General features: G+C 40.2%; 22 protein-coding genes and 1 pseudogene. 9 read left to right on the top strand and 14 right to left on the bottom strand.

What is annotated here, in order from left to right; genetic code table 11:
* Positions 1 to 92 precede the first annotated feature (92 nt).
* Positions 93 to 539, top strand: coding sequence for a ferritin-like domain-containing protein (locus tag JJ692_RS15900; RefSeq protein ID WP_024425498.1), 447 nt, complete (start codon positions 93 to 95; stop codon positions 537 to 539).
* A gap of 197 nt (positions 540 to 736) precedes the next feature.
* On the opposite strand, the gene JJ692_RS15905 is transcribed toward JJ692_RS15900, so the two are convergent.
* From JJ692_RS15905 to JJ692_RS15915, 3 genes are read right to left on the bottom strand one after another with little or no spacing between them, the layout of a single operon-like run.
* Positions 737 to 1147, bottom strand: a complete 411-nt coding sequence (locus JJ692_RS15905) for a DoxX family protein (protein ID WP_024425497.1) — start codon at positions 1145 to 1147, stop codon at positions 737 to 739.
* Between the two features lie 57 nt (positions 1148 to 1204).
* Positions 1205 to 2044, bottom strand: coding sequence for a M56 family metallopeptidase (locus JJ692_RS15910; protein ID WP_024425496.1), 840 nt, complete (start codon positions 2042 to 2044; stop codon positions 1205 to 1207).
* Entirely contained in the window at positions 2037 to 2459 is a 423-nt protein-coding gene (locus JJ692_RS15915; protein WP_024425495.1) for a BlaI/MecI/CopY family transcriptional regulator, read from the bottom strand. Before JJ692_RS15915 ends, JJ692_RS15910 begins: the two co-directional genes overlap by 8 nt.
* 266 nt (positions 2460 to 2725) lie before the next feature.
* Between JJ692_RS15915 and JJ692_RS15920 the strand changes: the two genes are divergently transcribed.
* The gene (locus tag JJ692_RS15920) at positions 2726 to 3871 is read left to right on the top strand and encodes an AbrB family transcriptional regulator (RefSeq protein ID WP_024425494.1); all 1146 of its coding nucleotides are present in this window, start codon (positions 2726 to 2728) and stop codon (positions 3869 to 3871) included.
* A 38-nt stretch (positions 3872 to 3909) separates the two neighbouring features.
* On the opposite strand, the gene lepB is transcribed toward JJ692_RS15920, so the two are convergent.
* Positions 3910 to 4422, bottom strand: coding sequence for a signal peptidase I (lepB, locus tag JJ692_RS15925; RefSeq protein ID WP_024425493.1), 513 nt, complete (start codon positions 4420 to 4422; stop codon positions 3910 to 3912).
* Positions 4422 to 5039, bottom strand: a complete 618-nt coding sequence (locus tag JJ692_RS15930; RefSeq protein WP_024425492.1) for a TVP38/TMEM64 family protein — start codon at positions 5037 to 5039, stop codon at positions 4422 to 4424. The genes lepB and JJ692_RS15930 overlap by 1 nt, the downstream gene beginning before the upstream one ends.
* Before the next feature lie 156 nt (positions 5040 to 5195).
* On the opposite strand from JJ692_RS15930, the gene JJ692_RS15935 reads away from it, so the two are divergent.
* Positions 5196 to 5558 carry a YhjD family protein gene (locus JJ692_RS15935; protein WP_044335801.1) on the top strand — a complete coding sequence of 121 codons (363 nt, stop codon included), beginning with the start codon at positions 5196 to 5198 and terminating at the stop codon, positions 5556 to 5558.
* A 71-nt stretch (positions 5559 to 5629) separates the two neighbouring features.
* On the opposite strand, the gene JJ692_RS15940 is transcribed toward JJ692_RS15935, so the two are convergent.
* The 8 genes from JJ692_RS15940 to JJ692_RS15975 all read right to left on the bottom strand — a co-directional run bounded on the left by JJ692_RS15940 (position 5630) and on the right by JJ692_RS15975 (position 12397).
* A complete protein-coding gene (locus tag JJ692_RS15940) occupies positions 5630 to 6583 on the bottom strand; it encodes an LCP family protein (RefSeq protein WP_206533943.1) in 954 nt (317 codons plus the stop codon).
* 137 nt (positions 6584 to 6720) lie between these two features.
* On the bottom strand, positions 6721 to 7665 hold the full coding sequence (locus tag JJ692_RS15945; protein WP_206533944.1) for a siderophore ABC transporter substrate-binding protein: 945 nt from the start codon (positions 7663 to 7665) through the stop codon (positions 6721 to 6723).
* A 21-nt stretch (positions 7666 to 7686) separates the two neighbouring features.
* Entirely contained in the window at positions 7687 to 8445 is a 759-nt protein-coding gene (locus JJ692_RS15950) for an iron ABC transporter ATP-binding protein (protein ID WP_024425488.1), read from the bottom strand.
* Positions 8436 to 9386 (bottom strand): iron chelate uptake ABC transporter family permease subunit, encoded by a 951-nt coding sequence (locus tag JJ692_RS15955; RefSeq protein WP_024425487.1) that lies wholly within the window; start codon positions 9384 to 9386, stop codon positions 8436 to 8438. The genes JJ692_RS15950 and JJ692_RS15955 overlap by 10 nt, the downstream gene beginning before the upstream one ends.
* On the bottom strand, positions 9379 to 10329 hold the full coding sequence (locus JJ692_RS15960; RefSeq protein WP_149125796.1) for an ABC transporter permease: 951 nt from the start codon (positions 10327 to 10329) through the stop codon (positions 9379 to 9381). The genes JJ692_RS15955 and JJ692_RS15960 overlap by 8 nt, the downstream gene beginning before the upstream one ends.
* Positions 10330 to 10491: 162 nt before the next feature.
* Positions 10492 to 10770, bottom strand: a complete 279-nt coding sequence (locus tag JJ692_RS15965; RefSeq protein ID WP_024426542.1) for a barstar family protein — start codon at positions 10768 to 10770, stop codon at positions 10492 to 10494.
* 266 nt (positions 10771 to 11036) lie between these two features.
* Entirely contained in the window at positions 11037 to 11519 is a 483-nt protein-coding gene (locus JJ692_RS15970) for a hypothetical protein (RefSeq protein WP_206533945.1), read from the bottom strand.
* Positions 11520 to 11818: 299 nt separating this feature from the next.
* Positions 11819 to 12397, bottom strand: coding sequence for a competence protein ComK (locus JJ692_RS15975; protein ID WP_024425481.1), 579 nt, complete (start codon positions 12395 to 12397; stop codon positions 11819 to 11821).
* A 289-nt stretch (positions 12398 to 12686) separates the two neighbouring features.
* Here JJ692_RS15975 and JJ692_RS15980 point away from each other — a divergent pair, with 289 nt between their 5' ends.
* Positions 12687 to 12923 carry an IDEAL domain-containing protein gene (locus tag JJ692_RS15980; protein ID WP_008348804.1) on the top strand — a complete coding sequence of 79 codons (237 nt, stop codon included), beginning with the start codon at positions 12687 to 12689 and terminating at the stop codon, positions 12921 to 12923.
* 56 nt (positions 12924 to 12979) lie between these two features.
* Here JJ692_RS15980 and JJ692_RS15985 read toward each other — a convergent pair whose 3' ends face one another.
* Complete coding sequence (locus JJ692_RS15985) at positions 12980 to 13840, bottom strand: SDR family oxidoreductase (RefSeq protein WP_206533946.1); 861 nt, start codon at positions 13838 to 13840, stop codon at positions 12980 to 12982.
* A 141-nt stretch (positions 13841 to 13981) separates the two neighbouring features.
* Here JJ692_RS15985 and JJ692_RS15990 point away from each other — a divergent pair, with 141 nt between their 5' ends.
* The 5 genes and pseudogenes from JJ692_RS15990 (at position 13982) to JJ692_RS16005 (ending at position 19080) form a co-directional block, all read left to right on the top strand.
* Entirely contained in the window at positions 13982 to 15514 is a 1533-nt protein-coding gene (locus JJ692_RS15990) for an FAD-dependent oxidoreductase (protein ID WP_151862947.1), read from the top strand.
* Between the two features lie 92 nt (positions 15515 to 15606).
* Positions 15607 to 16146: pseudogene (locus JJ692_RS19335) on the top strand (protoglobin family protein); the annotation flags it as partial.
* Positions 16147 to 16386: 240 nt separating this feature from the next.
* On the top strand, positions 16387 to 16902 hold the full coding sequence (locus tag JJ692_RS19340) for a methyl-accepting chemotaxis protein (protein WP_394336034.1): 516 nt from the start codon (positions 16387 to 16389) through the stop codon (positions 16900 to 16902).
* A gap of 61 nt (positions 16903 to 16963) precedes the next feature.
* Positions 16964 to 17548 carry a histidine phosphatase family protein gene (locus tag JJ692_RS16000; RefSeq protein ID WP_044335819.1) on the top strand — a complete coding sequence of 195 codons (585 nt, stop codon included), beginning with the start codon at positions 16964 to 16966 and terminating at the stop codon, positions 17546 to 17548.
* Between the two features lie 386 nt (positions 17549 to 17934).
* The gene (locus JJ692_RS16005) at positions 17935 to 19080 is read left to right on the top strand and encodes a serine alkaline protease SapB (protein WP_192929551.1); all 1146 of its coding nucleotides are present in this window, start codon (positions 17935 to 17937) and stop codon (positions 19078 to 19080) included.
* Positions 19081 to 19116 lie beyond the last annotated feature (36 nt).

The raw sequence follows: 19116 nt of genomic DNA on the forward strand, positions 1-19116 counted from the left end.
TTCCCCTTCTCCTTCCTAAAAAGATATAGGCACCTTTCCTTACTCTTCTCATATCATAAACCATCATGAACTCAAAGGAGGCTGGCAATATCATGTATTACAGTTATTATGACTACTCGCCATATGACATGCGCCAAAACACAAGAATCATTTCAGATCTTGAAAAAGCAATCAATGGTGAATATTCTGCGATCCAATGCTACGAAAAACTTGCCCAAAGAGCAAAAACTCCTGAGGCAAAAAAAATCATTCAAGAAATACGCCAGGATGAAGTCAGACACTATCAACTATTTTCAAAGCTATATTATTCTTTAACAGGTAAAAACCACAAACCAAGCATAACAGAACCTTGTCCAGATCAATTTAGAGAAGGGCTTCTTTTCGCATTTAAAGATGAACAAAGAACGGTCGATTTTTACTTAACGATATCAGATTATGTCCGGGATCAAGGAACAAAAGAGCTGATGAAACGTATCGCTCAAGATGAACAGCAGCATGCTGTATGGTTTTTATATCTTTTAACGCACCATGTGTCTTAGATAGTCCTATTTTAATAGGAGATCGTATGTTCCGTCAAAAAATGAAATTGTCTTTTTATTCATTCAATCTATAAAATAAAGGAAGGATTCTCAGCAAACCTCTCATCTCTTTCACTTTTTCAAACGTGAAAACGACAATTTGATAAATAAAAAACTCCTCTGCCACAAATAGCAGAAGGAGTTTTTTTCATGATCGTTTAATGAAATTTTGCTTCATTGCTTTGCTGCTGATGTTTTAGCATCCCATCAATGGACAGCATCTTACTGCCGCTAAGTGTTAAATAAAGCGCCATGACAAGCAGCGATAGTTCAAATTCATAACCGCCCACAAATCCTTTAGAAAAACCAACCGTCATAATCGCCACAGCCATAATGGGTACAAATAAGGCTGCGAAAATACGTGTTCCTAGACCTAAAATCAAGGCGATACCACCGACCAGTTCAATTGTCTTCACAATATAGGCCATAAATTCCGGTATACCGATTTGTCCAAAGAATGCGGCTGTTCCTCCCAGACCTCCTTGATATGCTTGAAGTCCGTGTAGAAAGAAGATGATACCTAAAATAACACGTACAAAAAGTGTACCTATTTCTTGATTTGTTTTCATATAGTGATTTCCTCCTGTTTTTACACTACATAATGTAATGTTAATAAGTAAAAAAAATTAGTAATTTAGATTAAGCATAATGATTAAGGCCACCATGAGAATCGTTGATGTGACAATGGGAATGATGGGTACATTGAAAGGAATATTGTATGTTGGGTTTAAGATCTTCTGTATTCTTAAATTCAATGCCCGATCTCCAAAGGATACCGCAAACTTCGTTTGTTTTTGAAACTGCGTTCTCTTTTTAATCAGTTTCAAAAGGGCTTGCCCTACTCCAAGCTCAGTGCCTGTCTGCCGAATCGCGTAGTCATCTGCGATCACTTCACGAAAAACGGAATAGCTTTGTCTCATATGCTTTAACACTGGAATGTACCAAATCACTTTTGTAAGCATTGAGAATGTGAAGGCCTTTAAAGGATCGTAGCTGTATTTGTGGTGCAATTCATGATGAACAACAGCATCAATTTCCTCTTCATCCAGCATGTCCATGAGAGATGTTGATAAGTAGACCTTTGGATGAAGCATCCCCATGGCAAAAGCAAGCGGTTCATGACAATGAAACACAATGATGTCATTTGCATATTTTTCAGATAAAGATTCGGTCGACTGGTAATCGACTGCAAGCATCAGATTTTGCTTGAATTGAATGTATGTTTTGATTTGCTTCGTCATATAAAAAATTGCAAATCCCAGTGTGTAGAGGACTAAAGCATCTAGAAAATATTTCAAAGGAGTGAATCCATAGAATTCGAGAACAGACTGGCATACATGAATGAGATTATATGCTTGATTCCAGCCAAAAAAGCTTGAAAGCACGTAATACCCCATCTGATAAAAAATCGTTAAACCAATCAATATACCGCTTAAAAATAGCAGGCTCGATTTCATTTTATTCATTTTGCTGCTCCTCTTTTTTGGATGCCAGCCTTGCTTCAAGCACTTTGAGTAATTCAGGGTCAGCACTTTCAATTGCATCCACCATATGATTCACTGCCAGTGGACCAAAATCGTCCATCAGCCCTTGCGTAATCCATTTTGTCTGCTCATTTAGAAATTCTTCTTTTGTTAAAATGGGATTATAAATAGATGAACGCCCTTTTGTTTTCTTCTCGACAATTCCCTTTTCGGTTAAGCGGTTCAGCACAGTCATCACTGTGTTGAAATTAATCGGCTTTTCATCTGACAGCTTCTGCTGCACTTCTTTAATCGGCATATCCTCACCTTGATAAAGGATTTCCATAATTCTTCCCTCTAAAGGACCGAAAAAACGATTCAATCCCTTTTCATTATATTTAAAAGAAGGAATTTTCATGTAATCACCTCACACTAAGGATTGTAGTGTAATTGAAAATGATAGTCAACTGATAACTAAAATAGGGGAAAATCGTTGTATATTGTTTTTGTTTTTGGTAAAAATTATATCTTTACTTTTATCAAGAGGCTATCTTGCTCTTGATAAGATAATCTTATGAAAAAGGTAAAAAAATTCGTATTTTATTTATAAAGACTTTTGTATTATAGTAAAGATAACAACATTTCACTTACTGAACAAATTTATAGGAAGAAGGTTTACATGTGATGAAACAAGGAAACAGCCTTCGAACCGATCTCATTTTGATCGCGATAAGCGGTTTAGGTGGATTTCTTTTGTCTTTAACAGGAATGTCTATTGGCTGGATGGTCGGTACATTAATCACAGCTGCATTTATTGCCATGCGACGTCCCACCCTGTTTCAGCGTAAAGGAAACAACACCTTGCGTATTCACAGCAGATGGCTACTCCTTGGTCAATTCATTCTCGGAATCGAACTCGGACAGAAAATGAACATGAAAGTTCTTCATATTTTTGCTGAACATTGGCTCCCTGTGAGTTTCATGCTCGTTTTTTCTATTCTACTGGCGATGCTCTCTGGTTTTGCCTTATGGAAGCTGAGTAAAACAGATATGCTGACCAGCTTTGTCGGAACAGCCCCAGGCGGTTTATCTGCTATGCCAGGGATTGCCCAAGAGGTTGGAGCAAATACAGCCGTTGTCAGTCTCGTACAAACAACACGTGTATTAATGGTGGTACTCACCATCCCATTTACGGTGTTCTATTTAAATACAAAAAATCCAGCGGATGCAGCTGCAGGCGTGCAAGGGAGCGCCTTTTCATCCGGCGTTTTCACCCTGTCAAATATCTCGTGGACTGCTGCACTTATTTTAGGTGCCTGGCTTATGTCACGCCTCGCGGTTCGGCTTCATTTCCCTGCCCCTTGGCTGATTGGCAGCATGTTAGGAGTTGCAGCTCTTCAAGTAGGTGCAGGTGCGCTCATAGGTCATGATTTGATTCCTTATTGGCCAGCACAAGCGAATATCGCATCACAGGTATTTCTCGGTGCAACCATCGGTTCAAAAATGAATAAACAGATGTTTGTCGGGCTAAAAAACACGTTAATTGTAGCCGTCGTCAGCTCAGCTGGATTGATTGCTGCAACGGTTCTCAGTTCAATTGCCATTGCAGAGGTCACAGGCATTTCTGTCATTACAGCCATTCTTGCCTTTTCGCCTGGCGGTATTGCAGAAATGGCAACAACAGCAGTCACACTCCATGAGGACTCAACCTTTGTAGTAGCTGTACAAGTCGTTAGAATCATTCTTGTCATTGCGATGCTGCCACCGTTTTTTCGATTCTTACATCATGTCTGGGCAAAAAGACATCCTGAATATAAAGCCGCAAAATAAAAAAAGAGACGCTTTGCATGTGCAGAGCGCCTCTTCTTTTATTCATCCTGATTTCTTTTGACACCAACTACTTGATCCTTTGAAATCGTTCCAAAATGCCGGCTGTCGAAGCTATGTATTCGGTTATCTCCGATTACGAAGTAATGGTTTTTTTTGATTTTATCTTGTCCTGTGATGGCTTTCAGCTGAAAATCTCCTGTCAGGACATTCCCCATTTTATGTTTTTTCTGCTCTTTTAAATAGGGTTCTTTCCATTTTTCCCCATTAACAAATAACTGATCATCTACATACTTGATCGATTCTCCTGGGAGCCCAATGACCCTTTTGATCAAAATTTGATTTTTAGGGCCGTGAAATAACACATAATCAAACCGGCTAATTTTCGTGAGTTTTGGCGAGAACTTGTTGATTAATAATTCTGTTCCATCTGTAAATGTGGGGTCCATACTAACCCCTTCTACTTTATACTTCACAAACATGAAATTCTTTACCTGGAACAATAAGACGATGCATGTAATAATCATCAACCATAGCAATGGCTTCTTTTTCATTAAGAGCCTCCTTTGTCCTCACGCTTGCTCATTCGAATGTTCAACCTATTTTCTACTCTCTTTCCAACATACCATAATAAAACGATAACTAGAACCGCAAAAACACTTCTTAACGGATTCTTTACTAAAGCAGAAAGATCATAACCAATAAAACTAATGATAAAGAGCATGACACACTTACCAGCTAAAGCAGCTAATGAAAATTGCCACATGCTAATTCTTGATAAGCCTGCGACAACATTGACAGCCGCAGAAGGTGTAAAAGGAAAGCAGAGTAAAATAAATAACGGACCAAATCCCCGCTTCTCCACCCAAAGCATTAATTTCTTAATGGAAGGGTGTCTGCTGATAAAGTTCAGCATTCTCATCTGTCCAAATTTTCTGATCAGTAAAAAGACAAGAATAGAACCTGCACTTGCACCGATCCAGGTTAATAAAAAGCCTTCCCAAAGGCCGAATGCATTCGCATTTGCCACCGCAAACGCCACGAGTGGTAAAAACGGAAGAAATGCTTCAATCAGAGGAAGCAATATAGCGACAATTGGTCCAAAGGCCTTGTAGCTTTCAAAAAATGATGTGATATTTTCATGAGTAAATAGAGAAAGAAATGATGTCAACTTGTTTGACTCCTTCAAGGTTTGTCTACATTTCATTTTACATGGAAAACATAAAAATATACAAATGAATACCACTCGCCCCCTTGAGATTATTTGACTCATTCGATATAATAAATAGGAACATTTGTTCTATTTTTAAAGAAAGCAGGCTTGGACATGACGAGACTATCAAGAATACAGCTTCAGATGATGGAACAGGCCATCTTTCTCCCAATGGTCATCTCCATCCTCAATCGTGATCTGACACACTTAAAACAACATCAAACATTTAAATTAAATGAACCATACATTCAGCTTGTGACCTCCGTGTTAAAGGAAGCACAGAAAGCACTTTACGAACTGAAGCAGCATTTACGTAAAGAAAATATGAAGGTACAGAAAATTGAACACGATGAAGGATTTACAACGTATCTATTTATCATAAATGGCTATGAAGAAAAGCATAAATACTTTAATCCGCGTATACGTCACCGGGTAGAGGAACTGCTGACTGGATATTTTCTGCATCAAGCAAATTAACTTCTTGCTGAAATGCGGCGTGGTACCCATGCAAAGAAAAAAGCCTGCCGCGGCGGCAGGCTCCTTCTTATTTATGATAATTCAAGCTGTTTTCTCAGCTCTGTTCTAACTTCTTCTAATCCTGGTCCATCTAACTCAAAGTAATACACATTCCCAGGCTGATAATCATGGCCCTTTAGCTGAATCGTATCCACTGATTTCAATGAGCTCAGTAATGGAAAAAGACCGATGAACTGCTTCATGGAAAGATTGGTTGAGACATTATCACCAAGCGTATCAATGATGTTGTCATATGACGGGATCGAAGAAATCGATTTAGATTTTTCGAAGATGGCTTGAAGTGCCTCCATTTGGCGTTTTCCGCGCATGAGGTCACTATCAGCCTTTCTCGTTCTCACAAAGGCTAAAGCTTCTTCACCATTTAACGTATGTGTTCCTGTTTGCACATGAACTTTCCCTTTTGAATCCTTTTCCATTTGTTTTGCGATGCCTTCATCTTTAATCGTTACGTCAATTCCATTTAGCTCATCCACAATGTCTTGAAACGCCTTAAAGTTCCCTGAAATCACATAGTCTACAGGAATGTTCAACAAGTTTTCGACCGTTTTGACTGACAAATCTGCACTCCCAAACGCATGGGCGTGAGCAATTTTATCATATCCTCTCCCCGGTATATCCACATAAGCATCACGAGGAATACTGAGAAGCTTAATGGTTTTGTCTGTTCGATTCACCGCCGCTAGTAAGACCGCATCACTTCTTGCTTCGTCTACCGTTTCACCTGGACGGCTGTCAATTCCAAGCAGCAGCACCGAAAAGCTGTCCTTTCCTGGATCAAAAGCTTTCACACGCTTTTGCGAGGTGTCTCCTCTTTCTAATGATACTTGCGCCTTATTCGACGCTCTTGAAATTTTATAGTATGCGTATCCAGTCACGGACACTGCCATCACCATGACAAATGCCATGATAAACAGCACGGCTTTTACCCAAGGCCTTAGTCTTCTTTTTGATCTTTTTTCCTTCATCCTTTCCGAACCCTCACTCTATCTTAGTCTATCAATGTAGGTTCCACTATAACATATTTTGATGAAAGTTTCCTGCATGCAACATATTTTTATGAATCCACAATAAAAAGCCGCTCAAGATGAGCAGCTTTCGTCCATTATTTTTGGCTAATTCCTTGTTTTACTTCATCAATCATGGCAGTGAATGATTCAAGACCGCCGCCAGATAAATACCACATGTCAGAGTTCAAATACACCACATGGTTGTTTTTGACTGCTTTCACTGATTTCACATAATCATTTTCAACAAGCTGTTTCGCAGACGTTTCTTCTCCGATCGCTGCGCCTCGGTCAACGACAAATAGATAATCTGGGTTCGTTTTGACCATGTATTCATACGAAATGCTTTGTCCGTGTTTATCAGATGGCTCAAGCTTTTGATCTGCCGGTGTGATCCCAAACACATCGTGGATGAGACCGTATCTTGACTTAGGACCAAAGGCTGTCATTTTGCTGTCGTTCGCCATGATCACCAGTCCATTTTTCTTTAACTCTTTTGCTTCTTTCTTTAAAGCATCCACTTTTTGATCAATGGCAGCTAGTTCTTCTTTGACTTTGTCTTCTTTATCAAAAATCTTGCCTAAAGTTGCGGCATTCTTTTTAAATGATTCCATATAATTGGCATTGTCTACATCCATATAAATCGTAGGGGCAATTTCAGAAAATTCATCGAATGCATCTGCTTGACGGTGCTGGATAATGATTAAATCCGGCTTGATTTCTGCAATTTTTTCAAAGTTCGGCTCTTTTAATCCGCCGACATTTTCATATTTGTCTCCTTCATATTTAGATAAATATTTAGGCACCACTTGTTTCGGTAAAGCTGTTACATTCACACCTAGTTTGTCTAGCGTATCAAGGCTTCCCATATCAAACACGACCACTTTTTTCGGGTTTTTCTTGATCTTTACACCATCTTTATTCAGCATGTCTTTTACCGTCACAGTTTCTTCTTTAATTCCTTCTGTTTTTCCTTGATTTCCGCAGGCAGCGAGTACCACGATCGCTGTTAATACAGTCATCATCCATATCCATTTTTTCATACGTGATCACCTCTTTATTTTTTAAGAAAAATATAAGCAAATACGCTCACCGCGAATAACTTCAATCGGTATGCGCATGTCATAAATTTGTTCAAGTGCATCTGTTTGAATCACTTCGTCCACTCCACCTTCTTTAATAACCTGTCCATCTTTTAAGGCGACGATATGATCGGAATACACAGAAGCAAAATTAATATCATGAAGAACGACAACAATTGTTTTCCCAAGATCTTTGACGAGCTGCTGAAAGAGCTTCATCATCTCGACAGAATGATTCATATCCAAATTGTTTAAAGGCTCATCTAAAAAAATATAATCTGTATCCTGCGCCAGCACCATTGCAATAAAGGCTCTTTGTCTTTGTCCACCGCTCAGTTCATCTACATATTGATGCTGGATATCAGCAAGCTTCATGTATTGGAGGGACACATCGATCATCTTCTCATCCTCTTTAGTCAGACGGCCCTGTGAGTAAGGGAAACGGCCAAAACTGACAAGCTCCCGAACGGTCAGCCGCACATTCATATGATTGGCCTGCTTTAAAATACTCATCTTCTTCGCAAGTTCCTGCGGAGGGTATGCGCTATATGGGTTGTCTTCTAAATAAGCTGCACCTGAGTCTGGCTGTATCAGCCGGCTCATAATGGATAAAAGCGTGCTTTTCCCCGCACCATTCGGACCAATGAGAGAGGTCAGCTGTCCCTTTTTCACACTGATTGTTGTGTCGTGAAGCACTGTTTTTCCGTTATACGTCTTACTGACGCCCTTCATCAAGACCATGAACGACTCTCCTTTAACAGTAAATAAATAAAATACAGTCCGCCGACTAAATCAATCAACACACTAAGCGGCGTTTGAAAAGTAAATACCTTTTCTACAAGAAATTCCCCGCCTACAAGGGCAATCACACTAATAAAAAAAGAGCCTAATAGCAAGTATGTATGCCGGTATGTCCGAAAAAGCTCTCGTGCGACGTTTACGACGAGTAAGCCGAGGAACGTAATCGGTCCGACAAGTGCCGTTGCGATAGACACAAGGACAGCTATTACGATCAGCATCTTTTTTGTGACACTGTCGTAGTCAATGCCTAGATTCACCGCATGCTCCTTCCCAAGAGACATGACATCTAATTTGGAGCGGAATGTCCAAATGTACACACACAGCGCCGCAAATAAAACAGAAGCAATCAGTAAGATGTCCGTGTTCATGTGATTAAAGCTTGCAAAGGATTTATCCTGTACGACTTGATATTCATTCGGATCGATCAGCATTTCCATAAACGAAGAAAGACTTTTAAACAATGTCCCAAACACAATTCCAACAAGCAGAAGCAAGAAAATATGTTTATTTTTGCGTTTGAACATGACTGTATACAGCAGCACAGAAAATAGAATCATCAGCCCAACGCAAAGGAAAAAATTAAAATTCTTATTGACGATCATTAAATGAGTCGACCCAAACACATAAATAATTGCTGTTTGCAAAAACAAGTACAGTGCGTCTAAACCCAATATGCTCGGCGTTAAGATTCGATTGTTGGTCAAAGTTTGGAAAACAACAGATGAAAAGGCAATCGCGCCTCCCGTTAATGTCATCGCAAGCACTTTCTTTAAACGACTTGGGACTGTGTACGGCCAGTACCCCATTTGAAAGGTAATAAAAATTACGATCAACACGGCTGCAATGGCTGCAATCAGGCATAATATACGTTTCTTATGCATAGCGTTTCCTCCTTAATAACATGTACAGGAAGATCGCACTTCCGATGATGCCTACCATGAGTCCAACTGATATTTCATATGGATAAATGATCACCCTTCCGAGCACATCACAAATCAGAACAAAAATAGCTCCTAGTAAAGCTGTATGCGGGAGGCTTTTTTTCAAGTGATCGCCGCGGTAGATCGATACAATATTCGGAATGATTAATCCAAGGAATGGCAGCATTCCAACAGTTAAAATGGTGACAGACGTAATCATTGAAACGATCACCAACCCAACCGCCATCACACGTTTATACGTTAAACCTAAGTTAACGGCAAAGCTCTCGCCCATGCCTGCCACTGTAAAGCGGTCAGCATATAAATACGCAATGATCAATAGTGGAACGCTCACATAGAGCAGTTCATAACGCCCTTGGACAATAAGAGAAAAATCTCCTTGAAGCCATGCGGATACGTTTTGGATCAAATCATATTTATAGGCTATAAACGTAGATATTGAACTGACAATCCCCCCAAACATTAAGCCGACTAATGGTACATAAATCGTATCGTTCACCTTAATATGCCGCAGGATTTTTAAGAAAAGAAGATTCCCAGCTAAAGTAAATAGAAACGCAATCCCCATTTTCATAAGCGGATTCGCTTGTGTAAAAACAAGCATTGCTACTAAAATACCAAGCTTCGCCCAATCCATCGTTCCTGCAGTGGTTGGTGAAACAAATTTATTCCTCGTCATGCTTTGCATAATAAAGCCGCATAAACTAAGGCTCATACCAGCAAGTACAATACTCACAAGACGCGGGAGGCGGCTTGAAACTAACGTGTGCACTTGTTCATCTGTTAAATGAAACAGCTGTAAAATGGACAGATCCTGTACACCGACAAACAGAGATATACATGCCAAACATACAAAAAACAAACTTAATTGATACAATTTCATACAGGTTTCTCTCTTTCTATCAAGCTCTATCCGCCACAAATGATTATCATTATCAATTAAGCGACAGTTCATATATTATCACATCTAGTGAAATATTCAATAGCGGTATGAAAAAGACGCAAACTCAAAAAAAACAGCCTGCGGCAGCGGCTGCTTTTTTCATCATGATTGAATATTCAATTGAAATTGTCCCTTCAATTCCTCTTCTGCTTCTTGAAATAACTGACGCAAGCTCTCAGCATAATCACCAAGAGCGTCTTTGCTCGTTTGAAAATTCACCCATGTCAGCTCTACTGGAAGAGTCACCTCCCCTGTCAAACAGTCCCAAAGGGCATCAAGATTTTTTCCGTAATAGTCAGGAAGGTGTAAAACTGTTTTTAGCTGGTCATGAAGCTCTTCTTGCGACCTGCACGCTGCACCGTCAAGCTGCACTTTTTTCATGTTCATCTTCCCCTCTCCTCTCTATATTTTAAACGAATTGGAGGAGAAAGAGAAAGATGGACATCTTACTTTTGTTTCTGCCCGGCACCTGAAATTAAGAGAATGAGACAGGCAGCAAAAGCAGCTGGTGTTGGCTTGAAAGCAATCGAAGGGATTACTACTAGGATTCGCCTGTACGGACGAAAGCATGATTCAAGAGGGCGTTCGCCGTTTAAAGAAAATCCTTCACATCTAAAAAAGCCTGGAAGGTTTACTTCCAAGCTTTTTTAGGATGATTGCTGAATTTGACCTACTTCTTCAATAAATGCGGCTGTTTGCTGCAAGCCATCCTGAAAATGATGGGTAGCGGAAATAAACAGCTTTTCTTGATCGGGATGCTTCAAGAGCTTTTCCACCTTACTGATCCCTTTTTCAAAGGAAGCAAGACCTGTCTTTAATTGTTCATCGGCCTTTTGATAAGCGGCTGGAACTTCTTGATGATCCAGCCCTTTTTGAATCACACGATCAAATGCTTTCGTCGCTTCTGTCAATTTTTTATTTGTTTGGATCTTTCCATGTCCATCTGAGATAAACTGATCGGTCATATTTTCATATGCTTTATTTAACTCATCCATATAAGACTGCACCCATTGTTCATAAGCAGCTTCTTTTGTGTCTTGCTTTGAAGGCGGCTGACCTGCTTGCTGACAGGCTGCTAGTAATGTCAAAGTTAGGATAAATAGCAGCACCAAATGTGATTGTTTTTTCATACAGAGCCTCCATTTCTTCATCCCATTCGTTCATATCGGTCAAATATAAGCATCCTTTACCACATAAGATTTCTTTTATTGTAACAGACAAGCTCGTGTCACTTCTGTGATTTATGAGTAAATGGATGAAAATACGTCAAAGGATCCACATTTCCCTGTCATTTCCCAATACAACCAATAGACGACGAGACATACGTATTTGGTTTCAATGAGTTCATCTTTATGATGCAGCGGCATCTTTTTACATTGCATTCATGCTTGATAAGAGGTCCAGCGGCTGCTCTGCCGCTGGCTTTTGACTAATATCTGTTACGAAGCTCCCTTAATATAAAATCGTATACGAGATTGAGCTGCTGTTCCTTTGGATACAGCATAAATTCTTGTTTCTTCGGAAGACCACCATCAAGACGATCTTGAAATTTCGTTCGGAGATATGCTGTCCGGTGCACCTGACTCTCAAATGATTTATATGAGACATCAAGTTTGACGGTTTGCTCATTTGTAAAGGTGACCACCGTGTCTCCGAGGGATGATTCTTGGAAGGTATGAATGTATTTGTGGGAGATCCAGCCGCACTGAGGACGGTTGGATGAATAAGTTGGGAAGAAATACAGATGATTGGATGAGTCAATCACAATTGGGGGTTTGTGAGAAATTCCTGTTACTTCGTATGTTCCCGCCTTTCTGCCTGCATAGCTTGAGCCGAAGAATCTGCAGCTGCGTTCAATAATTTGCAGGGGCTTTAATTCAACGTAAAAGCTTGTCTCTCTTTCTATGACTTTTGAATATACTCTTTTTCCTTCTTCAACTGGAAGGACCGCCATTGTTGTTTGATTAATGACGTATGAATCTAAAGGTGTTTCACTAATTCCTGACACTTCATTTCCTCCTGTGTTAATATTTGGTTATTTAAGATACTATTAATCTATCACCAACATATAAGAAACGACAGGATTTTTTCAAAATTTATTAAAAATCATCTTTTTATCATATTTTTTAGTCCATTCGATCTATCGAAAAGCCATTTTTAAAGATATATCACATCCTGTCGATTGGACAAGAGATGTCGATTCTGCTCAAAAATAAATTGTCTAAAAATTATAAATTCTTGTTGATTTTTTCTCCGCCAATCCATATACTATAAAAAAGGCATCGGGGGGATTCTTTATGAAAGAGAAAAAAACGTATGCTGAGCTCATGAAGTCCCGCAACACCCAAAAAACCGAAGAAAACGGCGTCACCATTTTAGACATCTATATTCAAATGGTTTTAGATGAGGCGCTTTATAAACAGCGCTTAACCTTCCTAAGAGAAGAGATTGATAAGGCACTGGATCAGCGTGATGAAAAGCGATTCAATGACTTGTCAGCTCAATATGCAGAACACTGCTTACATCAATCATGATGATTTTACTTGCGGCAAAGAGACAGCAACTCGTCTCTTTACCGCAAGTTTTTTGTTTATCCATTTAAAATGGTCCCGCCATTCACATGCAGCATTTGTCCATTCATATAAGATGAGTCTTCGCTCGCTAAAAATAAATAACTTGGCGCAAGCTCTACTGGCTCACCAGGACGCTCCATTGGGACATCTCCGCCAAATTCAGAGACTTCTTTTTCCGTAAAGGTTGAGGGAATCAGCGGTGTCCAAATAGGACCGGGAGCTACTCCATTTACTCTAATCCCTTGTTTAATGAGCGATAAGGATAATGATCTCGTAAAGGTTACGACCGCCCCTTTTGTGGATGAATAATCGATCAATGTTTCATGCCCTTTATAGGCGGTGACAGATGCTGTATTAATGATGCTGCTTCCTTTTTTTAAATGAGGAAGAACAGCCTTTGTTAAATAAAACATGGCAAAAATATTCGTTTGAAACGTCCGAAGAAGCTGATGCGAGGTAATTTGCTCAATGCTTTTTTGCGGATGCTGTTCCCCGGCGTTATTCACCAAAATATCAATGGAACCGAAGGCATCTTTTGTTTTTTTGACGACCTCATTTGAAAAAGCCTCATCCCCTAAATCACCTGCAATTAAGATGACACCGCCTCCCGCTTTCTCAATATAGTCCTTCGTCTCCTCAGCGTCACGATGTTCACTTAAGTAAACAATGGCGACATTGGCACCTTCTTTCGCAAATAAAACAGAAACTGCTCTTCCAATCCCGCTGTCTCCACCTGTCACAATGGCTGTTTTTCCTACTAACTTTTTATCCTGCACCTCACGATCAAAGATAGGTCTAGGATTCATTTTATATTCAAGACCCGGACGTTCATTTTGGTGCTGAGGCGGCAATGTTTTCTTCGGCTGCTTTGTTGACACGTTAGTCCACTCCTTCCTTTTATCTTGTTTATTTTTATGTGCTGGCTGCTTTTTTATGTATGACGCCCCTGTTTCCTTTCAGATGTATGATTTTCAGCATTGTGGAAAAATTATACACAACAAGTCAATGGAGGCGACAACATGGAACAAGAACATAAAGGAATGGAACAGGCAAAATCGTTATGGCTGGCGGACAGTCAGAAATATTCTTTCCCTGCTGTCAGTGAAGATCTCACAGCAGATGTGATCATTGTCGGCGGCGGTATTACCGGTATCGCTGCGGCGTTTGAAATGACAGAGCGAGGACTAGATGTGATCATCATCGATGCCGAACAATTGCTGCAAGGCACGACCGGACACACAACGGCTAAAATCACCTCACAGCATGATGTATACTATTATGAGCTGATTCAACAAATTGGGATGCCAAAAGCACGTTTGTATGTAGAAGCAAATGAGAAAGCAAAAGACCTCATTCAAGCTCGTATTAAAGAGCACGACATCGATTGTCAGCTAGAGATAAAAGATGCTTACCTTTATACAAAGGAAGAAAGCGGTGTAAAAAAGTTAAAGAAGGAATTAGATGCCTACAAACAGCTTGGTATTGACCGGGAATGGAAAACAAAGCTTTCTTTTGACGCTGACATCAAAGCAGCCCTTGCGATGACCAATCAGGCACAGTTTCATCCCCTTCATTATCTCAATGCGCTAATCGACAAGCTCCTAGAGCGAGGTGTACGTATCTTTGAACAAACAACCGCTGTTGATGTAAAAGAAGGGAACCGGCCTGCTGTCGTCACAAAAAGCGGACATCATCTGACAGGGCGCTATGTCATTTCATGCTCACACTTTCCTTTTTATGATGGAAAAGGACTTTATTTCACCCGAATTCATCCAGAGCAATCCTATGTCGTAGCAGCTAGAACAACTAAACCACTCCCAGACGGAATGTACCTAGGAATTGACCAGCCTGCTCACTCTTTAAGAACGGCAGAATGGCACGGTGAAGAAGTAGTCCTCATCGGAGGAGAAGGCCATAAAACAGGACAAGGCGGAGATGAATCCGCTCACTATGAAGGACTAGAAACGTTTGGAGATGCCACCCTTGGAATAGAAGAAGTGCTGTATCGCTGGTCGACACACGATATGGTCACAATGGATCAAATCCCTTACATTGGCCGCCTGACCAAACACCACCAGAATATCTTTGTAGCAACCGGCTTTAGAAAATGGGGCATGACCACAAGCCACGTCGCAGCCACTCTTATCGGTGATTTAATTGAAGGAAAATCGAATCCATATGAATCAATCTTTACGCCATCAAGACCTGTTACTGACTCTTTCGTCAAAGATTTCGTTAAAGAAAATGCCAATGTCGCTGCCAAGCTGATCAGTGGTAAATTCAAACGAACTGATCAAACAATCGATGATTTAAAACCAGGCGAGGGCGGCATTATCTCGTATGAACATAAAAAGTGCGGCGCCTATAAATCAGAGGATGGGAATGTCTTTCTAGTCGATACAACGTGTACTCACCTAGGCTGTGAAGTGGCTTGGAATAATAGTGACCGCACTTGGGATTGCCCGTGTCACGGTTCACGTTTTTCCATTACTGGAGAAGTAGTAGAAGGCCCTGCTAAAAAACCACTAAAAAGGTCATATAAAGAACAGTAAAATTTCACTCGTCCCCCCTTTAAAAAATCCAATATTATCCGATAAAAAACATAAAGTCTGATATTTGTGATGATTATAGGGGGACAAAAACATTGTTATTTAAAAAAGAGAAAAAACCAAAAAATACTGCTTTTTTTACACAGCAGGATGATGGAATAAAACGAATCAACTTTTCGGCCAATACAGACATCGCCAAACAAATCAAAATGATTGACCTGACGCAGCATGACCTATTGATATTAAAGCAGCTCAATCCGATTGTTCAGGATGACATCGCACATATTGTTGATAAGTTTTATAAAAATTTAGAAGTCGAGTCTTCCTTGATGCATATCATTCAAGACAATAGTTCTGTCGATCGTTTGAAAAAAACACTCCGCATTCATATTAGCGAAATGTTTGCAGGTGTGATTGACGAAGCCTATGTGGCAAAACGCATTAAAATCGCGCAAGTTCATTTACGGATTGGGCTCCAGCCTAAATGGTACATGGCAGCATTCCAAGACCTTCTGCTATCCATTATGGATTTATTCGCTAACCATATCCAAGATTTCAAAGAATATCAGACAGCGGTCAAAGCGACGACGAAAATTTTAAATTTAGAGCAGCAGTTAGTCCTAGATACATTCCAAAATGAATATTCTAAAATTCGTGATGAAGCAGAAGAGCAGCAGCAGGAGCTTCATACAAAAATCACAGAGACTTCAAATTCGCTTGCTTCGCTCTTCTCAAACACAACAAGTGCAGTCGACAAGCTTGTCTCAAAATCGGATGAGATGGCGGACATGTCAAAAGCTGGAACACAAATTTCAGCACAGGTCGAAGAAAAATCAATCGGCGGTAAAAAAGAATTAGAAATTCAGCAAACACAAATGAACCAAATTGATGGCAGCATGACAAAGATTGAAACAGAAATTAAACGCCTTGAAGAAATCGCCAAACAAATTGAACAAATCTTTGGGATTGTCACAGGCATTGCAGAGCAGACGAACTTGTTATCTTTAAATGCTTCAATCGAATCTGCACGAGCAGGTGAACATGGAAAAGGCTTTGCTGTCGTTGCAAACGAGGTACGCAAATTATCAGAGGACACCAAGAAAACGGTTTCAACTGTATCTGAACTTGTCAACAATACGAATTCACAAATCGCCATTGTTTCTCAGCACATTGCGGACGTGAATTTACTTGTGACAGACAGTAAAGAAAAAATGACACAAATCAATTCACTCTTTGATGATATCGTCAGCAGCATGAACTTAAGCAAAAACCAAAACGGAAAAATTGAAATTGACCTTCAGACCTTCCTTAACGAATTGAAGGAAGTCAAACAAACGGTGTCTCAAGTCGCAAGTTCTGTCGAATCCTTAACAAGCCTGACAAATCGCTAATACAGCCTTTTTTCTTCTGCTTTAGTATAATAGAAGAAAAGATAGAAAAGGCGGGATTTGATTGACAACAATTTGCCTAGTCAGACACGGGGAAACAGATTGGAATGCAGCGAAACGAATTCAAGGACGAACAGATATCCCTTTAAACGACACAGGTAAATGGCAGGCTGAACAAACTGGACTTTACTTAAAGGATGTCCATTGGGATGTTGTCATTTCCAGTCCACTAACAAGGGCAAAAGAAACGGCACACTTGATTTTAAATCATGTCCATGCCCCACTTGTCATCATGGATGATTTTATAGAACGAGATTATGGTGACGCTGAAGGCATGTCGTTTGAGGAGCGTCAAAAGCTGTTTCCAGATAAACAATATCCAAATATGGAACCAATTGAGACGATTCAAAACCGAATGCTAGAAGGTATTGAGAAAGTCAGAGCCGCCTATCCAGATCAACATGTCCTGATCGTGGCTCACGGCGCTGCTATCCATGCTTTACTCACCACTTTGGCTGATGAACATATGGGTCTACAGAACACGAGACTTGTTAATGCTTGCTTAAATTATGTGGAATGGTCAGATGGTAAATGGAAGGTCCGTGATTACAACGTGGTCAGCCATTTAACTCAATCCACCCCTTCTTAAAGAGCCTGTTATCTTAGCAGGTTCTTTTTTATGGCAAAAACAATGATAAAATAATATTTTTTTATATCGAAATTCGAAATAGATGCTAGACGATTCTACCTATTTTATGGCTTTTCGGGTATCGAATAATTAACCGGAAATGGATCATGAGAAAAAAAGCACACTCCCTTTTTAATAGATCATCGCTGAAATGATAGAATAAACATATTTTACCACCAGTTCCAAGTGACTTAATTCCCCAATTTTCGCTAGGACTTTCACAAAAATTCGGGTCTACTCTTATTTGCCTACTTCCCTTAAACTGAATATACAGAATAATCAAACGGATCATTCTTATAGACTACGGATGATTATTCTGAAATAAGAAAAAGGGATGTGGAATGTGCGTGAAAAAGAAAAATGTGATGACAAGTGTTTTATTGGCTGTCCCTCTTCTGTTTTCAGCAGGGTTTGGAGGCTCCATGGCAAATGCCGAGACGGTCTCCAAAACAGATAGTGAAAAAAGCTATATTGTTGGTTTTAAAGCCTCTGCCACCACAAACAGCTCTAAGAAACAAGCTGTCATTCAAAATGGTGGAAAACTAGAAAAACAATACCGCCTCATTAATGCTGCACAAGTGAAAATGTCCGAACAAGCCGCCAAAAAACTTGAACATGACCCTAGCATTGCTTACGTAGAAGAAGACCATAAAGCAGAAGCATATGCACAAACCGTCCCTTATGGAATCCCTCAAATCAAAGCTCCAGCTGTACACGCTCAAGGTTATAAAGGTGCTAATGTCAAAGTAGCTGTCCTTGATACTGGAATCCACGCTGCACACCCTGACTTAAATGTTGCAGGCGGTGCGAGCTTCGTCCCTTCAGAGCCAAATGCCACCCAAGACTTTCAATCACATGGAACTCACGTAGCTGGAACCATTGCTGCCCTTGATAACACAATTGGTGTTCTTGGGGTCGCTCCAAGCGCTTCCCTATATGCTGTGAAAGTATTAGACCGCAATGGCGACGGACAATACAGCTGGATTATTAGCGGTATTGAATGGGCTGTGGCCAATAACATGGATGTCATCAATATGAGTTTAGGCGGAGCAAGCGGTTCAACAGCACTTAAAAATGCCGTTGATACAGCAAACAACCGCGGAGTCGTTGTTGTTGCCGCGGCAGGTAATTCAGGCTCTAGTGGCTCTAGAAGTACAGTTGGCTATCCAGCCAAATACGAGTCTACAATTGCTGTTGCCAATGTAAACAGTAACAATGTCAGAAACTCATCTTCTAGCGCAGGTCCTGAATTAGATGTTTCTGCACCTGGTACTTCTATTTTAAGTACAGTGCCAAGCAGTGGATACACTTCTTATACTGGAACATCTATGGCATCTCCTCATGTAGCAGGAGCAGCAGCGCTTATTCTTTCTAAAAACCCGAACCTAACAAATTCACAGGTTCGCCAGCGCTTAGAAAATACAGCGACACCGCTTGGTGACTCATTCTATTATGGAAAAGGGTTAATCAACGCTCAAGCTGCTTCTAACTAACAAAGTGTGATAAAAAAATCCGGCTGATCCAGCCGG

Origin of the sequence: Bacillus sp. 3a, assembly GCF_017161885.1 — a bacterium.
GTDB classification, from domain to species: Bacteria; Bacillota; Bacilli; order Bacillales; family Bacillaceae; genus Bacillus; species Bacillus safensis.